The sequence below is a fragment of the Amycolatopsis sp. lyj-23 genome, assembly GCF_046549135.1.
Classification (GTDB): domain Bacteria; phylum Actinomycetota; class Actinomycetes; order Mycobacteriales; family Pseudonocardiaceae; genus Amycolatopsis.
The window spans coordinates 195,317-211,721 of sequence record NZ_JAJPWN010000019.1 but is presented as its reverse complement, the minus strand read 5'-3'; the positions used below and the strand labels follow the sequence as shown (position 1 = coordinate 211,721).

Genomic DNA, 16,405 nt, shown 5'->3' with positions numbered 1-16,405 from the left:
TCACGCGTGATGCCCCTCTGGACACGCGTGATGCCCCTGGGGTCACTTTGCCGGGGGCTTCTTCGGCGGGGTTTCGTCCTCGCCGATCACCGGTGGGGCGACCAGGCCCGGCTCGCCCAGCAGCTCCGACGGCTTCGTCGTCGGGCGGGTCTTCGACTGGCGGCGGCCGCCGCCCCCGCCGCCGCCGAACGCGCCGAAGCCCATCATCGGCATCATCGGGACGCCGCCCGACGTGCTCTGGTGGTCGTCGGCGGGCGGGGGCGGGGCAGGCGCGTCGGCGGGCTTGGCGTCGTCCGGGGCGGCCGCGCCCGTCTGCTTCGGCTCGGCGGCCGAAGAGGGGGTCATGACCTCCTCGGGATCCCCTTCGTTCAACGCGTCGTCGTGCAGCTTGAAGCGCTCCGCGGGGTACCGGTGCCGGATCTCGATGGTGCGGGACGCCGCGTCGGGGTCGTCGACGCCGTTGCACAGCCGGTCGAACGCCTCCAGGACGTCGCGCGCCGTCTCGTGCAGCGACTTCGCCGAGTCCTGCGTCTCCTGCAGCTGCGCACGGGCCCGCTTGGCGCCGCCGCTCGGGAGGAGCATCGTCTCCGACGTCAGCTCCGCCGCGTCCACCAGCACCTCGGCCAGGTCGACGACGAGGTGGCGCAGGGTCGTCACCACCTCGTCCAGCGCGCCGGCGAGGGCTTCGAGCGCTTCGCGCAGGTCGCCGCCCGCCACGCCGATCGCGCGGATGTACGCGACGAACGAGTCCGCGTCCCGGCCTTCCCAGCCCGCGTCGAGCCGGCCGAGCCGGTCGTCGAGACGCGCCGAGACCTCCGCCGCGACGGAGGCGGCTCGGCGCAGGCTGTCCGCCTCGGCCCCGAGGTCGGCCCAGCGGCCGACCAGCGGGCGGAAGTACGTCTCGACGGGGTCGATGACGCCGAGCTCGCGCGAGAGGTGGGTGAGGTACTCCAGGTACGGTTCGGCCGCCGCCGTGACGTCCTCGCCCCCGGCCACCGGCGCGGTCGCGTTCCCGGCCCTCATCCGTCGAGCCGCCCGGCCCGTTTGATGAGCTCGGCCGCCTCCGCGTCCTGCCCGCCGTGGCGGACCGCGACCTGCCGCAGCGCCTCGGCCGCCGACTCGAGCGCCGCCGCGCCGTCGGCCAGCTGACGCCGCAACGCCCCCGCCGCGCGGCCGTACGACTCGCCGAGGCCCACCTGCGCCCCCAGCGCGCAGAAGGACTCACCGGACACGCCCTCGCCGCCCAGCTCCGCCGCGGCCGCGTGGAGCTCGCCGGCGGCCTCCTCGGCCGTCTCGGCGTAGTCCGCGACGACCGCGGCGTCCATCCTCAAGCCGGCCATGGCCTCTCTCCGCTCAGCCGGGAACCCGTCCGGTGTGTGACGTCCGCGGGCGCCCGCCGGTTCCGCCTCAGCCGCCCGCCTGCTGCGTCTGGGCCGGGAACGCGCCGGCGTTCGGGTCGATCGGCACGGAGTCGAACTGCTTGAGCACGTCCTGGGTGTTCAGCGAAGCCCCGGTCGGCAGCAGGCCGATGATCGACTCCGGCGCCGGCTGCCGGTTGGTCAGCCCGATCGCGTCCGCGGTCGCCGCGTCCGGGACGCTGTACCGGATCCCGCGGTCGGAGATCAGCTGGATGGCGCCCTTGCCGAAGCTGGCCTTGCCGGTCGCGGACTGGACGACCGCGCCGAAGCCGGGCGGGAGGTAGAAGCCGTTGATCGGCACGCGGTTCGGGCCCGGCGTGGTGACCTTGATCGTGGCGAACTTGCCGCCGTGGCTGTTCTGGCCCGGCAGCTGGGTGTCGATGTACACCGACGTGTGGCCGTCGCGGTTGTCGCCGTCACCGACGACCGACCAGCCGAGGCAGGCGACCGCGGAGTTCTTCGTCGCGTCGAGCACCGTCGGCACCGAACGCGGGAAGTCGTCGACCTTGATGTAGTCCGGGTCGGTCGGCTGCAGGACGCGGACGCCGTTCAGCTTGTCGAGGCCCAGCGTCTGGATCCGGCCGGAGCTGCCGTTCTTGGCCACGCGGATGATGTCGGCGACGGCGTTGGACACCTTCTGGATGCCGCTCGGCGTGATCGCCCAGAACTCCGGGTCCGCACCGGCCGGCTGCGTCGCGAAGACGTCGCCCGTGGTCAGGTCGCCGAAGTTGCCCGGGGCCGCGCCGTCCGGGATCTGCGGTGGCGTCAGGCGCGACACCTCGGGGATCGCGTTCAGCAGGCCCTGGGTGATCTTGCGCGGCTTCTGGTTCAGCTGCAGCGCCGTCGAGACCGCGTTGTGCGTGTCACTGGTGTCGATCTCGGCGCGGACGGTGTTGGCGTTCGGGCGGTTCTGCGTGCTCGGCAGCCGGTAGATCAGGTACGTCTTGCCGTTGTCCGCCTTCGCCAGCAGCGCTTCCTTCTCCCCCAGTTCGGTGCCCAGCGCGCTCGGGGCGACACCGCCGAAGACGTAGGTGTTGGTCTGGTTCACGCTGTCGGGCACCGGCAGCGTCGGGTCGAGCAGAACCTGGTCGCACACCGCCCAGTTGGGGGAAATCCGCTGGGAATCCGTCGGAATCAGCTGTGGTCCGTCCGGAATCCCGGTCAGTTTTCCGCGCGGAATGTCCTTCAGCTGCTCGTCGGAAACGACCGTGGGATTCTTCACACTCGCCGCGCTGGCTGCAGCCGGTGCCGGCGACGGTGCCGCTCCGCCCGCGTTTCCCGCGCTCGATGACTTTTGCTGGGCCAGGAGAAGAAGCCTCGCCGACGCCAAGTTGAACGTCGGGACAAGGGTCTTCGGGTTCCCCATCACCACGTAGACCGTGCCGGACTGTTCGCCGATCACGATGTTCCCGGCCTCGGGCACCGAAGGCGCCGGGCTGAGCAGGCCCCAGACGACGAAGACGATCATGCCGAGCGCACCCAGCACCACCCCCACGATGGTGGCCCGCGTGTGGGTGCGCATCGGGTCGTGCAGCATCACGGCGTCCCGCCGGACCAGCGCCGACTGCATCCGCCGCAGGACGAACTGGTACGCCTGGACCTGAGACTTAGTCGTGGGTGTTGATGGCATTCTCGACCTACAGCTCTCCCCGTCGCGGTACGGTTCCGCAGGATAGCCGTACGGGGACCGTCTGGTGTGGGGTTTCTACCAACTCAAGCTAGTGTCGGGCACCCCGGGACCCGGCTTTCCGGGTACGCAGCAAGCACGAGGGGAAGAGAAAGCGCGGATGTCCGTCACCACTCCTCCACGTCCGCCTGGCCCGCCCGGGCCCCCGCCGCCCGGTGGCCGTCCGCCGGGCCCGCCGCCGCGGCCGGGCAGACCAGGTGGACCCGGTGGCCCGGGTGGTGTTCCCGGCGGACCCGGTGGCGTTCCCGGCGGACCGGGCGGTCCCGGTGGCGTTCCCGGCGGACCAGGTGGCGGACCCGGCGGTCCCGGCATGCCGCCGCGTGGTCCGGGTGGCCCCGGTCCCGGCCCCGGTGGCCCTGGCGGACGTCCGGGCGGTCCTGGTGGCCCCGGGGGCGGACCCGGTGGTCCGGGTGGGCCCGGCGGCCCTGGCGGTGGCGGTCCGGGTGGGCCCGGCGGCCCCGGCGGTGGCGGCTCGGGTGGTCCGCAGGGACCCGACGACAGCGGACCCGCCACTCCCCCGCCCGCCCCGGCCCGGATGGCCCCGCCGGCACGGCGGCGCTCCTCCGGCGTCACCCTCGGCCCGCTGCCCGTCGCCAACCTCGTCGTGCTCGAGGTCGGCCTCGCGATCGGCCTGGTCCTGCTGGCGATCGACATGTCGCTCAAGTGGGTCGCCATCGGCATCGCCGGCTTCGCGCTCATCGTCGCGCTGCTGCGCTGGCGCGGCCGCTGGTTCACCCAGTGGGTCGGCCTGACGCTGCGCTACTCGTTCCGCTCGCACGACCGCGTCGCGAACCCGCTGCCGCCGAGCACCGTCGAGGAGCTGGCCGCCGAGGAAACCTCGGTCACCGGGCCCGACGACGCCCGCGTCAACCTGCTCCGCATCGCCGTGCCGGACCTCGTCGTCGCCCACGGCGTCGACCACGAGCGCCAGCAGGTCGGGCTGGCCTGGAACGACGGCACGTGGACGGCGGTGCTGCTCGTCGAGCCCACCCCGGCGCTGATCACCCAGGCCGACGGCGCGCCGAGCCTGCCGCTGTCGGCGCTGGCGCCCTGCCTCGAGGACCGCGGCGTGGTCCTCGACTCGATCCAGATGATCTGGCACTGCTACCCGGGCAGCGCGGCGCTGCCGTCGGACTCGCCGGCGCTGAGCTCCTACATGGAGGTGCTGGGGCCACTGCCCGCGGCGGCGCGGCGGACGACGTGGGTGGCGATCCGGCTCGACCCCAAGCGGTGCCCGGCCGCGATCCGGGAACGCGGCGGCGGCGTCGTCGGCGCCCACCGCGCGCTGATCGGCGCGCTGTCGCGGGTGCGCAACGCCCTGGAGTCGCAGGGCGTGCCGACGCGGCCGCTCGACCCGGACGAGCTGCTGCGGGCCGGGATTTCGGCCGCGGAGCTGACTTCGGTGGCCGGTTCGCCGGCCAAGGTGACGTTGCAGGAACGCTGGTCCGGCGTGACGGCGGCCGGCATCGGGCACGCGAGCTACGCCATCACCGGCTGGCCGAAGGGCAAGATCACCGGCACCCTGAACGCGCTGACGAGCGTCCGCGCGCTGTCGGCGACGCTCGCGATGTCGATCTCCCCGGCGTCCGACGAGGGCAAGATCGGGCTGCGCGGCGTGGTCCGGGTGAGCGCACGGAACCCGCGTGAGCTCGACGCCGCCGACCAGCGGCTGCACGGGCTGTCCGAGCGGCTGGGGGTGGACCTGACCCCGCTGCGCGGGCTGCAGGTCTCCGCGTTCGCCGCGACCTTGCCGATCGGAGGCACAGCATGAGCTCCCGCGTCCGTGACGCCGGGCAGAACAGCGGCGTCGCACCGGAGTTCACGGTGGACCCCGCGATGCTCGACGCGATCAGCCCGTCGGGTGACCGCGGCGGCATCGTGCTCGGTTCGGGTTTGAAGGGTGAGCCGCTGACGATCTCGGCGCTGCGCTCGACGCCGACCCGGATCGTCCTGGTGGGCGGGCTGTACCTGGCCCGCCAGGTGGCCATGCGGGCGATGGCGGTCGGCGCGTGGGTCGTGGTCGCGACCGGGCGCCCGACCGAGTGGCAGGTGCTGTCCCGCGCGGCGGGCAGCCGCGACGGGCGGCCGTCACCGCTGGTGCAGATCCGCCGGCTGTCGCCGGTCGAGCTGCCGCGCCCGTCGGAGGACGCACCGCTGCTGGTGGTGACCGACGGCGGCCCGACCCCGCAGGACCTGTTCCCGCCCCGCTCGCCGTGGCAGACGACGGTCTACGTGCTCCCGTACCTGCACCCGCAGGCGGGCGCGACGGCCAACGCGGCGGACCTGGTGCTGATGCAGCGCCTCCCGGCGGGCCAGGCCGAGCTGGCGGCCCGCATCTGGCGCCTGCCGCCCCAGATGATGCGCCAGCTGACGACGTTGCAGGACGACCAGGTGGTGGCCTTGGGCCGCAACCTGTGGCGCCCGCTGCGGCTGGTGACGACGGGCAAGGAGCAGCAGCTCCTCGGCCCGGTCCGCCGCGGCGACTGAGTTCCTCCTGACACGCGGAAGCGGGTGGTTCCCCTGGGGGAGCCACCCGCTTTTCGTTTCGTCAGAGGTCGGAGGAGGTGCGGACGTTGCGGGTCTGCTCGGCACGGGCGGCCAGCAGCCGCCGTTCCAGCGCGGCGAGCGCATCGCTGCGCCCGACCACATCAGTCGGGTCGACATCGGCGAGCGCCTGATCGACCACGGCTTGGGTCAGGCGGACCCCATCGCGGTGTCGCAAGGGCTTCTCGTTGAGCAGCATCGCGGCTCGTCCTCTCGGTAGCAGGTCATCCTCCACCCCTTGAGAGGGCTCGACCGGGCTGCGACAGGATCTCGCCGTCGAATCGTGTGGTCAGAGGTCGGAGGAGGTGCGGACGTTGCGGGTCTGTTCGGCACGGGCGGCCAGCTCGGCGTCCGGCGGGTAGTCCACGCCCAGGAGCGTCAAGCCGTGGGCCGGGGCCACCGCGCTGTCGCGGATGCCGCTCTCCAGGACCTTCGACGGCCACCCGTCGGTGCGGCGGCCGTCGCCGACCAGCAACAGCACGCCCACCAGGCTGCGGACCATCGAATGGCAGAACGCGTCCGCCGAGACGCGGACCTCCAGCAGGTGGTCGTCCACCCGCGTCCACTCCAGGCGCTGCAGCTCGCGGATCGTCGTGCCCGTTTCGCGCTGCTTGCAGTACGCCGCGAAGTCGTGCAGGCCCAGCAGTTCCGCCGCGGCCGCGTTCATCGCGTCCGTCGACAGTGGACGGTTCCAGGCCAGGGTGTCGTGGCGGCGCAACGGGTCCACGCCCCAGGGCGCGTCCGAGACCCGGTAGCGGTAGTGGCGGCGGATCGCCGAGAACCGGGCGTCGAAGCCCGCCGGAGCGATCCGGGCGCCCAGCACGCGGACGTCACCCGGCAGCAGGCGGTTCCAGCGGCCCACCATGCGGTCCAGATCCGGGATGCCTTCCGGGGACACCGGAATGCGGCCTGAGGGCGCGGAAAGGGGCACCACGTCGACGTGCACGACCTGGCCGGTCGCGTGCACGCCGGCGTCCGTGCGGCCCGCCACGACGACGGACTTCGGCACGGCGGCCCCCGGTGGCTGGCGCTGCAGCGCCTCCTCTAGGAGCCCCTGGACGGTCCGGCGGCCCGGCTGGCGGGCCCAGCCCGAGAAGTCCGTGCCGTCGTAGGAGACGTCCAGGCGCAGACGAACGAGCCCGCCCTCCCCGAAGGGAGTGGCGGGCTCGTCCGATGTCGAAGCGGCCGTCAGGACGTCAGTCCTTCTTGGCGTCCGCGTCCGCGTCGTCCGAAGCCGGGGCCTCGGTCTCGGCGGCGGTGTCCTCGGCCTTGGCCTCCTCGGCAGCCGGAGCCTCCTCCGAAGCGGCGGGCGCCTCGGTGGTGGTCTCCTCGGCAACCGGGGCGGCGGCCTTCTCGTCCTTGGCGAACTTCGTCTTGCGAGCGCGCTCGGCTTCCGAAGTCACCGTCTTCTCGGCCACCAGCTCGATGACGGCCATGGGCGAGTTGTCGCCCTTGCGCGGCATCGTCTTGGTGATCCGGGTGTAGCCACCGGCGCGCTCCGCGAAGTGCGGACCGATCTCGGCGAACAGCTTGTGCACGACGTCCTTGTCACGGACGACCTTCTGCACCTGACGGCGGTTGTGCAGGTCGCCCCGCTTCGCCTTCGTGATCAGCTTCTCGGCCAGCGGGCGGACCCGGCGGGCCTTCGCCTCGGTGGTCGTGATCTTGCCGTGCTCGAACAGCTGCGTGGCCAAGTTGGCCAGGATCAGCCGCTCGTGCGCGGACGACCCGCCGAGCCGGGCTCCCTTGGTAGGGGTGGGCATTGGTTCTCCTAGTTCAGCTCACAGCGTCCGGGCACAGAGCCTCAGAGCTGCTCGGTCTCTGCGTAGTCCTGGCCATCGTCGTGGCCGTCCGAAATCCCGTCGGCGATGCTGCCGACACCCTCCGACCAGCCTTCACCGTCGTAGCTGGCAGCCGCGGCGGTCGGGTCGAACCCGGGCGGGCTGTCCTTCAGCGCGAGGCCGAGGCCGACGAGCTTCAGCTTGACCTCGTCGATCGACTTGGCGCCGAAGTTGCGGATGTCGAGCAGGTCCGCCTCGCTGCGCGAGACCAGCTCGCCCACCGTGTGGATGCCTTCGCGCTTGAGGCAGTTGTACGACCGGACGGTGAGGTCCAGGTCCTCGATCGGCATCGCGTAGGCGGCGATGGTGTCCGCCTCCTGCGGCGACGGGCCGATCTCGATGCCCTCGGCGTCGACGTTCAGCTCGCGAGCGAGACCGAACAGCTCCACCAGCGTCTTGCCGGCCGACGCGACCGCGTCGCGCGGCGTGATCGACGGCTTGGTCTCGACGTCCAGGATCAGCTTGTCGAAGTCGGTGCGCTGCTCGACACGGGTGGCCTCGACCTTGTAGGTCACCTTGAGCACCGGCGAGTAGATCGAGTCGACCGGGATCCGGCCGATCTCCGCGCCCGCCTGCTTGTTCTGCAGGGCCGGAACGTAACCGCGGCCGCGCTCGACGACGAGCTCGATCTCGAGCTTGCCCTTGCCGTTCAGCGACGCGATGTGCAGGTCCGGGTTGTGCACGGTGACACCCGCCGGCGGCACGATGTCGGCCGCCGTGACCTCACCGGGGCCCTGCTTGCGCAGGTACATGGTGACCGGCTCGTCCTCTTCCGAGGACACCACGAGCTCCTTGAGGTTCAGGATGATGTCGGTGACGTCTTCCTTCACCCCGGGAACGGTGGTGAACTCGTGCAGCACGCCGTCGATGCGGATGCTCGTCACGGCCGCGCCCGGGATGGACGACAGCAGCGTGCGACGCAGCGAGTTGCCGAGCGTGTAGCCGAAGCCGGGCTCCAGCGGTTCGATGGTGAACCGGGAGCGGGTCTCGTTGACCGTCTCTTCGCCGAGAGCCGGCCGCTGGGAAATCAGCATTTCTTCCTAGTTCCTTTCCAGACGACGCCCGCCATATGACGTCGAAGGGATGGCGCGGCGGCGGTGCACCTGTTGCACCGCCGCCCGTACTCCAGCCGGGGCCGGACTACTTCGAGTAGAGCTCGACGATCAGCTGTTCCTGAACCGGAACGTCGATCTGCGCACGCTCCGGGAGCTGGTGGACCAGCACGCGGAGGTTGGACTGGACGACCTGCAGCCACGCCGGGATCGGGCGGTCGCCGAAGGACTCCTTGGCCACGACGAACGGCAGCATCGAGAACGACTTCGGCCGCACGTCGATGATGTCCCACTTCGAGACCTGGAACGACGGGACGTTCACCTTCTGGCCGTTGACCAGGAAGTGGCCGTGGCTCACCAGCTGACGCGCCTGACGGCGGGTGCGGGCGATGCCGGCGCGGTAGATCACGTTGTCCAGGCGGGACTCGAGGATCTGGAGCAGGTTCTCACCGGTCTTGCCCGGACGCCGGACGGCTTCCTTGTAGTACCGGACGAACTGACGCTCGAGAACGCCGTAGGTGTAGCGAGCCTTCTGCTTCTCCTGCGACTGCAGGAGGTACTCGGACTCCTTGATGCGCCCGCGGCCGTGCTGGCCCGGCGGGTAGGGGCGACGCTCGAAAGCCTGGTCGCCGCCGATGAGGTCAACCTTGAGGCGACGCGAAATACGCGTCGCGGGGCCGGTGTAACGAGCCATTTCTTCTTACTCCTCCCCGTTCCTCAGACCCGGCGCCGCTTGGGCGGGCGGCAGCCGTTGTGAGGCTGCGGGGTCACGTCCTGGATGGTGCCGACCTCGAGGCCGGCCGCCTGCAGCGAGCGGATCGCCGTCTCGCGGCCCGAACCCGGGCCCTTCACGAAGACGTCGACCTTCTTCATGCCGTGCTCGGCGGCCTTGCGGGCAGCGTTCTCGGCGGCCATCTGCGCGGCGAACGGAGTCGACTTGCGCGAGCCCTTGAAGCCCACGTGCCCACTCGACGCCCACGCGATCACGGCACCGGTCGGGTCCGTGATCGAGACGATGGTGTTGTTGAAGGTGCTCTTGATGTGCGCGTGACCGTGCGCGACATTCTTCTTTTCCTTGCGGCGGACCTTCTTGGCCCCGGCCGCAGTACGAGACTTCGGTGGCATGTTCTGAGGGTTCTCCTGTTAGCGCGCGTTCTCTTGGTGAGCGGCGACCGCTTCGGCCTGGCCGCGCCGGATGATCGAACCGGCGTCGGTGTACAGGTTGCGGAGCGCCATCGGGCGGGCGTAGAGCGCCTTGGGCGAGACACAAGCCGAGCCGCGGCGGTGAACGCCACCCATCTGCACGACCTTCTTGCCCTGGACGCTCACTTCTTGCCAGCCTTCTTCTTGCCGGCGACCGTCTTCTTCGGACCCTTGCGGGTGCGGGCGTTCGTCTTGGTGCGCTGACCGCGGACGGGAAGTCCGCGACGCCAGCGAAGGCCCTCGTAGCACCCGATCTCGATCTTCCGACGGATGTCGGCGTTCACCTCGCGGCGAAGGTCACCCTCGACCTTGAAGTTCTCTTCGATGTACGTACGCAGCTTCGCGAGGTCGTCATCGTTGAGGTCTTTGACGCGGGTGTCCGCGTTGAGCTCGGCAGCCTTGATGAGCTGCTTCGAGCGGGTACGGCCGATGCCGTAGATGTAGGTAAGCGCGATCTCCAACCGCTTCTCGCGGGGGAGGTCTACGCCAGCGAGTCGTGCCATTGGCGCTGATGCTCCTTCATTGAATTCATCTTCAGGTCTGCTCCCCGTCCGGTTCCGGGACCGACTCGCTTGTCGTGCCCTCGGCTTGCGCTTCGGGTGTCCCGGCCCCGGCCTGAAGTCCGGGGGTGAACCGGACCACTCGCGTGGCCCGGCAGGTGCGGGGAGGTTGTGTAGCCGTCAATCCACTCTGCTCGAGTGCTTGGTGATCAGCCCTGCCGCTGCTTGTGCCGCAGGTTCTCGCAGATCACCATGATCCGGCCGTGACGGCGGATCACCTTGCACTTGTCGCAGATCTTCTTGACGCTCGGCTGGACCTTCACGTCTTCTGCTCTCCTGCTTCTGAGCTGCTCGTGATCACTTGTAGCGGTAAACGATGCGACCACGAGAGAGGTCGTAGGGCGAGAGCTCCACGACAACCCTGTCCTCGGGCAGGATGCGGATGTAGTGCTGCCGCATCTTGCCGCTGATGTGTGCCAGGACCTTGTGACCGTTCTCCAACTCGACGCGGAACATCGCGTTGGGGAGCGGCTCGACTACGCGGCCTTCGACCTCGATGGCCCCGTCTTTCTTCGCCATGTCCTCCGCATTTCCTTGTCAGCAACGTCGGCCGCCACACCCGTGATCAACTCCGAGCACTAGTGCCGGGTTGGGGTGGTGCGTGGCACACTGGTGCCCGGCTCCCAAGACCGTGAATTCACGAGCGCGCAGGATCCGGGCGCGATAAGTGCGCCGACTTGACAGTGTACGCATGTCGTGTCGCGACCCCCAAACCGGGGGTGACCATGCTAAAGGCATGTGCAGGTGGACGTGATGGCGATCACCGCTTGTGGGTGAATGCGCAGGTCAGGAGTCCTCGGGAGCGGTCAGCACCCAGGGGCCGTCTTCGGTGATCGCGACGGTGTGCTCCCAGTGGGCCGCGCGGGAGCCGTCGGCCGTGACGACCGTCCAGCCGTCGTCCAGCTCGCGGGTCTCGCCGCCGCCGCCGGTGAGCATCGGCTCGATCGCCAGCGCCATGCCGGGCTTGAGCCGCGGGCCCTTGCCGGGCTTGCCGACGTTCGGCAGGAACGGGTCCATGTGCATCTGGCGGCCGATGCCGTGCCCGCCGTACTCGACGATCATCCCGTACTCGACGCCGTCGTCGCGGCCCGCGCGCTCGGCGGCGGACTGGACGGCGTAGGAGATGTCGGTGAGCCGGCCGCCGGCGCTGACCGCCTCGATGCCGGCCCACATCGCCGCCTCGGTCGCCGCGGACAGCGCCAGGTCGGCGTCGGAGACCTGGCCGATGGCCAGCGTCACCGCGGAGTCGCCGTGCCAGCCGTCCAGGATGGCGCCGCAGTCGACGGAGATGATGTCGCCGTCGGCGAGCACCTGGGACTCGGCCGGGATGCCGTGGACGATCTGCTCGTTCACCGACGCGCAGATCGACGCCGGGAACCCGTGGTAGCCCTTGAACGACGGCACCGCGCCGGCGTCCCGGATCGTCTGCTCGGCCAGCTCGTCGAGCTCGGCCGTGCTGACGCCGGGCTTCGCCGCCGCGCGGACCGCCGCGAGCGTGCGGGCGACGACCAGGCCCGCGGCCCGCATCGCCTGCAGCTCGTCCGGGGTCTTGACTTCGATCATGCGCCCACGCCGGAGCACTTGCAAAACACGCAATCCTCCGAGGTTCACGTGCGGTCGCGCAGCGCTTCCAGCACCCGGCCGGAGATCTCCTCGACGCTGCCGACACCGTCGACGGTCACCAGGATGTCGGCGTAGTACTCGAGCAGCGGCGCGGTGTCCGACACGTAGATCTGCTGACGGCGGCGGATGACGTCTTCGGTGTCGTCCGCACGGCCGCGCGACATGAGCCGCGCGACGACGACGTCCTCCGGCACCTGGAGCTGGATCACCGCGTCGAGCGCGACGTCCGCGTCACCCAGGACCTCGCCGAGGACCTCGGCCTGCTTGGTGTTGCGGGGGAAGCCGTCGAGCAGGAAGCCGGCCTTGGCGTCCGGCTCGGCGAGCCGCTCGCGGACCATCTCGTTGGTCACCGAGTCGGGCACGAGCTCACCCGAGTCCAGGTAGCGCTTCGCCTCCTGCCCCAGCGGGGTCTCCTGGCCGACGTGCGCGCGGAACAGGTCACCCGTGGAGATGTGCGGGACACGCAGCTGCTCCGACAGGGCCACCGCCTGCGTACCCTTGCCCGCGCCGGGCGGACCCACGAGAACCAGACGCGTCACTTCAAGAACCCTTCGTAGTTGCGCTGCATCAGCTGGCTTTCGATCTGCTTTACGGTGTCGAGGCCGACACCGACCATGATCAGCACAGCCGTGCCACCGAACGGGAAGTTCTGGTTGTTCCCGCTACCGGTCAACGACAGGAAGAAGTTCGGGAGGATCGCGATGATGCCCAGGTACAGCGAGCCCGGCAGGGTGATCCGGCCGAGGACGAAGCTCAGGTATTCGGCGGTCGGGCGGCCGGGGCGGATGCCCGGGATGAAGCCACCGAACTTCTTCATCTCTTCCGCACGCTCGTCCACGTTGAACGTGATCGTGATGTAGAAGTACGTGAAGAAGATGATCAGGCCGAAGTACAGCGCGATGTGCACCCAGCTGGACTGGTTCACGATGTAGTTCTTGATGAACACCTGCCAGCCGGAGTTGCTGTTCTGGTCGCCGACGAGGCGGCTGATCAGGTCCGGCAGGTACAGCAGGGACGACGCGAAGATGACCGGGATGACACCGGCCTGGTTGACCTTGATCGGCAGGTAGGTCGACGTGCCGCCGTACATCCGGCGGCCGATCATGCGCTTGGCGTACTGCACCGGGATCCGGCGCTGCCCCTGCTCGACGAAGATGACGCTGGCGATGATCACCAGGCCGAAGACGCAGACGATCGCCAGGCCGAGGCCACCCGCGTTGCTGAGGATGTTGCCGCCCTCGGACGGGATGCGGGCGGCGATGTTCAGGAAGATCAGGACGGACATGCCGTTGCCGACGCCGCGCTCGGTGATCAGCTCGCCCAGCCACATCATGACGGCGGTGCCCGCGGTCATGGTGATGACGATGATCGCCAGCGAGTAGACGCTGTTGTCCGGGATGATCGGCGACTGGCAGTCGGGGAAGAGCTGCTTGCGGTCCGCGAGCGCGACCACGCCGGTGGCCTGCAGGATCGCCAGCGCGACCGTCAGGTACCGGGTGTACTGGGTCAGCTTGCCCTGGCCGGACTGCCCTTCCTTCTTCAGCTCCTCGAACCGCGGGATGACCACGGTGAGCAGCTGGATGATGATGCTCGCCGTGATGTACGGCATGATGCCGGTCGAGAAGAGCGACAGCTGCAGCAGCGCACCACCGCTGAACAGGTTCAGCAGCTGGTAGACGCCCTCCTGCTGCGCCTGGGAGCTACAGGCCTGTACGGCACCGTACGAGATGCCGGGCGCCGGAATGGTCGCACCGATTCGGTAAACCGCGACGATGGCTAGCGTGAACAGGATCTTCTTGCGTAGATCCGGCGTCGCGAGAGCCGAGCGGAAGGCGCTGAGCACGCGGGGGACCTCCTCGGCGTCGTCGGCTGTCCTAACCGACGATCGGCTTGGCCGGCACGGGGCCGGCGGGAACACACAGCACTACTGGCACGCAAGCCAGGAACGCTTCGGGGCACACTCGTCCCGAAGCGTGTCGCTGACTCTAACAGCTTCACAGGGCGTGTCCGCAGTCCGTGTGCGTTTTCCGTACCAAGGTTGCTCCGGCGGGTTGATCCACATCGCCGTCTCGGCGGTATTCCTTGACAGAACGGCTCACGCGTTCGACGTCGCGAGCACGCCGGCGAGGCCGAGGAGGACCACGCCGGTGCCCCGGTCGACGTTGCGCCGCGCCCGCCGGGACAGCCGGGCCGTCTTCACCGCGGCGCCGACGCCGACGTAGACCGACCCGGCCAGGAATTCGGCCAGCAGGTAGACCGCGCCGAGCAGCGCGATCTGCGTCGGAAATGCACCTTGACCTGGGTCGATGAACTGCGGGACGAAGGCGGTGAAGATCAGGATCGCCTTGGGGTTGGTGATCGCGACACCGAACTCCTTGCGGGTGACGCGCCAGGCCGTCGTCGGGCCCTTCGGCAGCTCCGCAGTGCCCGTTTCGCCCCGGAACGTGGCGATGAGCAGGCGGGCACCGAGGTAGAGCAGGTAGGCGGCGCCGGCCCACTTGATGATCGTCAAGGCGGTCTCGGACGCGGCCAGCAGCTGCCCGAGCCCGGCCGCGACGGCGGCGATCAACAGGGTGAAGGCGGCCAGCCGGCCGCCGAGCCCGGCGAGGCCGCGGCGGACACCGTGCGTCATGCCGTGGTGGAGACCGAGCAGGTTGTTCGCCCCTGGCGTAAGCGCGACGAGCACGGACGCGCCGAAGAAGACCCACACGTGTTCACCGTAGCGGCGGCCCGGGGTGCTCGTCGCCGTCCTCGTCCGGCGGCAGCACGGTGATGGCGACCCCGGAGGGCGGCGTCGGGGTGTCGGCGTAGGCGACGGCGGGATCGGCCCAGCCGGGCCGCCGGGGCAGGTGCGCGAGCACCGCGGCGGCCACGGCGGCGACGGTGCCGGCGACCGCCAGCCACATGCCCGGCCCGACGGTCACATCGACCCCGGCCCCGGCCGGCCCGGCGCCCCACCCGATCCCGTCGGTGGCGATGGTGAAGACGACCCCGGCGCCGAAGACGGCGCCGGCCGCCACCAGCCACCGCCCGAGCGGCCGATCCGGCCGGAGGAGGGCGACGACCGCGGCCACGACCAGGAGGACGGCCGCGCAGAGCAGCGGGAGCCCGAGCGGCGAGCCCGCTTGCTCGGTCGCTTCCTGGCCGGGGAGCTCGAAGATGTGGCCCCAGGCGGTTTCGGTGATGGAGACCTCGGCGTCGAAGGACCGGTCGCCGCCGAGGGTCTCCCGGATCAGGAAGAGCGGGAGGAAGACGCCGAGCGCGGTCAGGAGAGCGGAGAGGATGGCGAGCGCGGGTGAGACGAACCGGAGGAGAGCGGGCGCGGTGGCGGTGACCGGGGGCGGGTCCGCGGGCGGTTCGGTGGCCGGCTCGGCGGCAGGTGCGGCGCCCGGGATGTGCGCGACGGGGTAAGGCAGCCGGGCGACGGGCTGGAGGGGCGGGACGGCGGCGGGGAACGGCCGGGGGTGGTCCTGGGGCGGCGGGCCGGTGACGGGCGGCAGGGGTTCGGGACTCGGCGCTTCAGCAGGGATCCCGAGCGGCTCGGCTCGAGGTTCGCCCGGCACCAGAGGCGACTCCGACCGGGAAGCCTCCGCGGGGAACCGCAACGGCTCCGCCTGCGGCACGACCGGGTCGAGGCCGGCCGGCGGCCGGGCCGGGAAGCTCAGCGGCGACTCGGCACCGTCGGGCGGGGTGTCGGGCTCCTGCGACGGTCTCTCCACCCCGTTGATCCTCCGTGCGGATGCCTGTTCCGGCAAGGACGTCCCGTCCCGGGCTCCGGGGTCAGCCGCGCTCGGAAACGGCGAAGGCCCGCCTGGCGGAGCCAGACGGGCCTTCGACCTCAACGACCTCAGTTGGTGGTGGCGGAGCCACCGGCCGCTTCGAGCTTCTCCTTGGCCGAGCCGGAGAACGCGTCGGCGGTGACGTTCAGCTTGACGCCGTTCACGTCGCCGTTGCCGAGGACCTTCACCAGCTTGCCCTTGCGGACCAGACCGCCCTTGACCAGCTCGTCGGCACCGATGGTGCCGCCGTCCGGGAAGACGCGGGCGATGTCGCCCACGTTCACCGGCTGGTACTCGGTGCGGAAGCGGTTCTTGAAGCCGCGAAGCTTCGGGAGCCGCATCTGGATGGGCATCTGCCCACCCTCGAACCGGGCCGGCACGTTCTTCCGGGCCTTGGTGCCCTTCGTACCGCGACCGGCCGTCTTGCCCTTCGAACCCTCACCACGGCCCACGCGGATCTTGTCGCGCTTGGCGCCCGGAGCCGGACGCAGGTGGTGGATCTTGATGGCCGTCATGCCTGCACCTCCTCGACCTCCACCAGGTGGCGGACGGTGTGGATCAGGCCGCGCACCTGGGGGCTGTCTTCACGCACGACGCTCTGGCGGATCTTGCGCAGCCCGAGGGTGCGCAGCGACTCGCGGTGAGCGTGCTTCGTGCCGATCTTGCTCTTGACCTGGGTGACCTTGAGCTGAGCCATG

23 protein-coding genes are annotated in these 16,405 nt (G+C 70.4%); 2 read left to right on the top strand and 21 right to left on the bottom strand.

The features are described from left to right. Positions 1-42: 42 nt before the first annotated feature. From ACLJPY_RS39245 to ACLJPY_RS39230, 4 genes are all read right to left on the bottom strand, one after another. Positions 43-1,023, bottom strand: a complete 981-nt coding sequence (locus ACLJPY_RS39245) for a WXG100 family type VII secretion target (protein WP_410596026.1) — start codon at positions 1,021-1,023, stop codon at positions 43-45. Beyond that, the gene (locus ACLJPY_RS39240) at positions 1,020-1,340 is read right to left on the bottom strand and encodes a hypothetical protein (RefSeq protein WP_410596025.1); all 321 of its coding nucleotides are present in this window, start codon (positions 1,338-1,340) and stop codon (positions 1,020-1,022) included. Before ACLJPY_RS39240 ends, ACLJPY_RS39245 begins: the two co-directional genes overlap by 4 nt. A gap of 67 nt (positions 1,341-1,407) precedes the next feature. Next, complete coding sequence (gene eccB / locus ACLJPY_RS39235) at positions 1,408-3,048, bottom strand: type VII secretion protein EccB (protein WP_410596024.1); 1,641 nt, start codon at positions 3,046-3,048, stop codon at positions 1,408-1,410. Positions 3,049-3,212: 164 nt separating this feature from the next. Next, entirely contained in the window at positions 3,213-3,656 is a 444-nt protein-coding gene (locus ACLJPY_RS39230) for a hypothetical protein (protein WP_410596023.1), read from the bottom strand. On the opposite strand from ACLJPY_RS39230, the gene eccE reads away from it, so the two are divergent. Both eccE and ACLJPY_RS39220 read left to right on the top strand, forming a co-directional pair. Continuing rightward, positions 3,641-4,876, top strand: a complete 1,236-nt coding sequence (gene eccE / locus ACLJPY_RS39225; RefSeq protein WP_410596022.1) for a type VII secretion protein EccE — start codon at positions 3,641-3,643, stop codon at positions 4,874-4,876. The genes ACLJPY_RS39230 and eccE overlap by 16 nt on opposite strands. Next, positions 4,873-5,592: a hypothetical protein gene (locus ACLJPY_RS39220; RefSeq protein WP_410574170.1), complete on the top strand. Its 720-nt coding sequence runs from the start codon at positions 4,873-4,875 to the stop codon at positions 5,590-5,592. The genes eccE and ACLJPY_RS39220 overlap by 4 nt, the downstream gene beginning before the upstream one ends. 61 nt (positions 5,593-5,653) lie before the next feature. Here the strand turns inward: ACLJPY_RS39220 and ACLJPY_RS39215 are convergent, their stop codons facing one another. From ACLJPY_RS39215 to rpmD, 17 genes are all read right to left on the bottom strand, one after another. Further along, positions 5,654-5,848: a hypothetical protein gene (locus ACLJPY_RS39215; protein ID WP_410596021.1), complete on the bottom strand. Its 195-nt coding sequence runs from the start codon at positions 5,846-5,848 to the stop codon at positions 5,654-5,656. A 90-nt stretch (positions 5,849-5,938) separates the two neighbouring features. Further along, positions 5,939-6,772 (bottom strand): tRNA pseudouridine(38-40) synthase TruA, encoded by an 834-nt coding sequence (truA, locus tag ACLJPY_RS39210; RefSeq protein WP_410596067.1) that lies wholly within the window; start codon positions 6,770-6,772, stop codon positions 5,939-5,941. A 73-nt stretch (positions 6,773-6,845) separates the two neighbouring features. Next, entirely contained in the window at positions 6,846-7,412 is a 567-nt protein-coding gene (gene rplQ / locus ACLJPY_RS39205) for a 50S ribosomal protein L17 (RefSeq protein WP_410596020.1), read from the bottom strand. A 41-nt stretch (positions 7,413-7,453) separates the two neighbouring features. Further along, positions 7,454-8,524, bottom strand: a complete 1,071-nt coding sequence (locus ACLJPY_RS39200) for a DNA-directed RNA polymerase subunit alpha (protein ID WP_091304679.1) — start codon at positions 8,522-8,524, stop codon at positions 7,454-7,456. A 106-nt stretch (positions 8,525-8,630) separates the two neighbouring features. Then, complete coding sequence (rpsD, locus tag ACLJPY_RS39195; RefSeq protein ID WP_410574172.1) at positions 8,631-9,236, bottom strand: 30S ribosomal protein S4; 606 nt, start codon at positions 9,234-9,236, stop codon at positions 8,631-8,633. A 23-nt stretch (positions 9,237-9,259) separates the two neighbouring features. Next, positions 9,260-9,667: a 30S ribosomal protein S11 gene (rpsK, locus tag ACLJPY_RS39190; protein ID WP_004558885.1), complete on the bottom strand. Its 408-nt coding sequence runs from the start codon at positions 9,665-9,667 to the stop codon at positions 9,260-9,262. A gap of 18 nt (positions 9,668-9,685) precedes the next feature. Beyond that, positions 9,686-9,871 (bottom strand): hypothetical protein, encoded by a 186-nt coding sequence (locus ACLJPY_RS39185; protein ID WP_004558884.1) that lies wholly within the window; start codon positions 9,869-9,871, stop codon positions 9,686-9,688. Continuing rightward, complete coding sequence (gene rpsM / locus ACLJPY_RS39180) at positions 9,868-10,248, bottom strand: 30S ribosomal protein S13 (RefSeq protein WP_410596019.1); 381 nt, start codon at positions 10,246-10,248, stop codon at positions 9,868-9,870. The genes ACLJPY_RS39185 and rpsM overlap by 4 nt, the downstream gene beginning before the upstream one ends. A gap of 206 nt (positions 10,249-10,454) precedes the next feature. Then, positions 10,455-10,568, bottom strand: coding sequence for a 50S ribosomal protein L36 (rpmJ, locus tag ACLJPY_RS39175; RefSeq protein ID WP_004558882.1), 114 nt, complete (start codon positions 10,566-10,568; stop codon positions 10,455-10,457). A gap of 34 nt (positions 10,569-10,602) precedes the next feature. Continuing rightward, positions 10,603-10,824, bottom strand: coding sequence for a translation initiation factor IF-1 (gene infA, locus ACLJPY_RS39170; protein WP_004558881.1), 222 nt, complete (start codon positions 10,822-10,824; stop codon positions 10,603-10,605). 267 nt (positions 10,825-11,091) lie between these two features. Next, positions 11,092-11,868, bottom strand: a complete 777-nt coding sequence (map, locus tag ACLJPY_RS39165; RefSeq protein WP_410596018.1) for a type I methionyl aminopeptidase — start codon at positions 11,866-11,868, stop codon at positions 11,092-11,094. 44 nt (positions 11,869-11,912) lie between these two features. Continuing rightward, on the bottom strand, positions 11,913-12,467 hold the full coding sequence (locus ACLJPY_RS39160; RefSeq protein ID WP_410596017.1) for an adenylate kinase: 555 nt from the start codon (positions 12,465-12,467) through the stop codon (positions 11,913-11,915). Continuing rightward, positions 12,464-13,771, bottom strand: coding sequence for a preprotein translocase subunit SecY (gene secY, locus ACLJPY_RS39155; protein WP_410596016.1), 1,308 nt, complete (start codon positions 13,769-13,771; stop codon positions 12,464-12,466). Before secY ends, ACLJPY_RS39160 begins: the two co-directional genes overlap by 4 nt. A gap of 252 nt (positions 13,772-14,023) precedes the next feature. Next, positions 14,024-14,638 carry a LysE family translocator gene (locus tag ACLJPY_RS39150; RefSeq protein ID WP_410596015.1) on the bottom strand — a complete coding sequence of 205 codons (615 nt, stop codon included), beginning with the start codon at positions 14,636-14,638 and terminating at the stop codon, positions 14,024-14,026. A 4-nt stretch (positions 14,639-14,642) separates the two neighbouring features. Continuing rightward, complete coding sequence (locus ACLJPY_RS39145; protein ID WP_410596014.1) at positions 14,643-15,647, bottom strand: hypothetical protein; 1,005 nt, start codon at positions 15,645-15,647, stop codon at positions 14,643-14,645. A gap of 128 nt (positions 15,648-15,775) precedes the next feature. Then, the gene (gene rplO, locus ACLJPY_RS39140; RefSeq protein WP_086842934.1) at positions 15,776-16,222 is read right to left on the bottom strand and encodes a 50S ribosomal protein L15; all 447 of its coding nucleotides are present in this window, start codon (positions 16,220-16,222) and stop codon (positions 15,776-15,778) included. Beyond that, entirely contained in the window at positions 16,219-16,404 is a 186-nt protein-coding gene (gene rpmD, locus ACLJPY_RS39135) for a 50S ribosomal protein L30 (protein ID WP_410596013.1), read from the bottom strand. Before rpmD ends, rplO begins: the two co-directional genes overlap by 4 nt. Position 16,405 lies beyond the last annotated feature (1 nt).

Coding starts and splice junctions, on each gene's coding strand:
- ACLJPY_RS39245 (WP_410596026.1), bottom strand. CDS start 1,023: ATGAGGGCCGGGAACGCGACCGCGCCGGTGGCCGGGGGCGAGGACGTC.
- ACLJPY_RS39240 (WP_410596025.1), bottom strand. CDS start 1,340: ATGGCCGGCTTGAGGATGGACGCCGCGGTCGTCGCGGACTACGCCGAG.
- eccB (WP_410596024.1), bottom strand. CDS start 3,048: ATGCCATCAACACCCACGACTAAGTCTCAGGTCCAGGCGTACCAGTTC.
- eccE (WP_410596022.1), top strand. CDS start 3,641: ATGGCCCCGCCGGCACGGCGGCGCTCCTCCGGCGTCACCCTCGGCCCG.
- ACLJPY_RS39220 (WP_410574170.1), top strand. CDS start 4,873: ATGAGCTCCCGCGTCCGTGACGCCGGGCAGAACAGCGGCGTCGCACCG.
- ACLJPY_RS39215 (WP_410596021.1), bottom strand. CDS start 5,848: ATGCTGCTCAACGAGAAGCCCTTGCGACACCGCGATGGGGTCCGCCTG.
- rplQ (WP_410596020.1), bottom strand. CDS start 7,412: ATGCCCACCCCTACCAAGGGAGCCCGGCTCGGCGGGTCGTCCGCGCAC.
- ACLJPY_RS39200 (WP_091304679.1), bottom strand. CDS start 8,524: ATGCTGATTTCCCAGCGGCCGGCTCTCGGCGAAGAGACGGTCAACGAG.
- rpsD (WP_410574172.1), bottom strand. CDS start 9,236: ATGGCTCGTTACACCGGCCCCGCGACGCGTATTTCGCGTCGCCTCAAG.
- rpsK (WP_004558885.1), bottom strand. CDS start 9,667: ATGCCACCGAAGTCTCGTACTGCGGCCGGGGCCAAGAAGGTCCGCCGC.
- rpsM (WP_410596019.1), bottom strand. CDS start 10,248: ATGGCACGACTCGCTGGCGTAGACCTCCCCCGCGAGAAGCGGTTGGAG.
- infA (WP_004558881.1), bottom strand. CDS start 10,824: ATGGCGAAGAAAGACGGGGCCATCGAGGTCGAAGGCCGCGTAGTCGAG.
- map (WP_410596018.1), bottom strand. CDS start 11,868: ATGATCGAAGTCAAGACCCCGGACGAGCTGCAGGCGATGCGGGCCGCG.
- rplO (WP_086842934.1), bottom strand. CDS start 16,222: ATGACGGCCATCAAGATCCACCACCTGCGTCCGGCTCCGGGCGCCAAG.
- rpmD (WP_410596013.1), bottom strand. CDS start 16,404: ATGGCTCAGCTCAAGGTCACCCAGGTCAAGAGCAAGATCGGCACGAAG.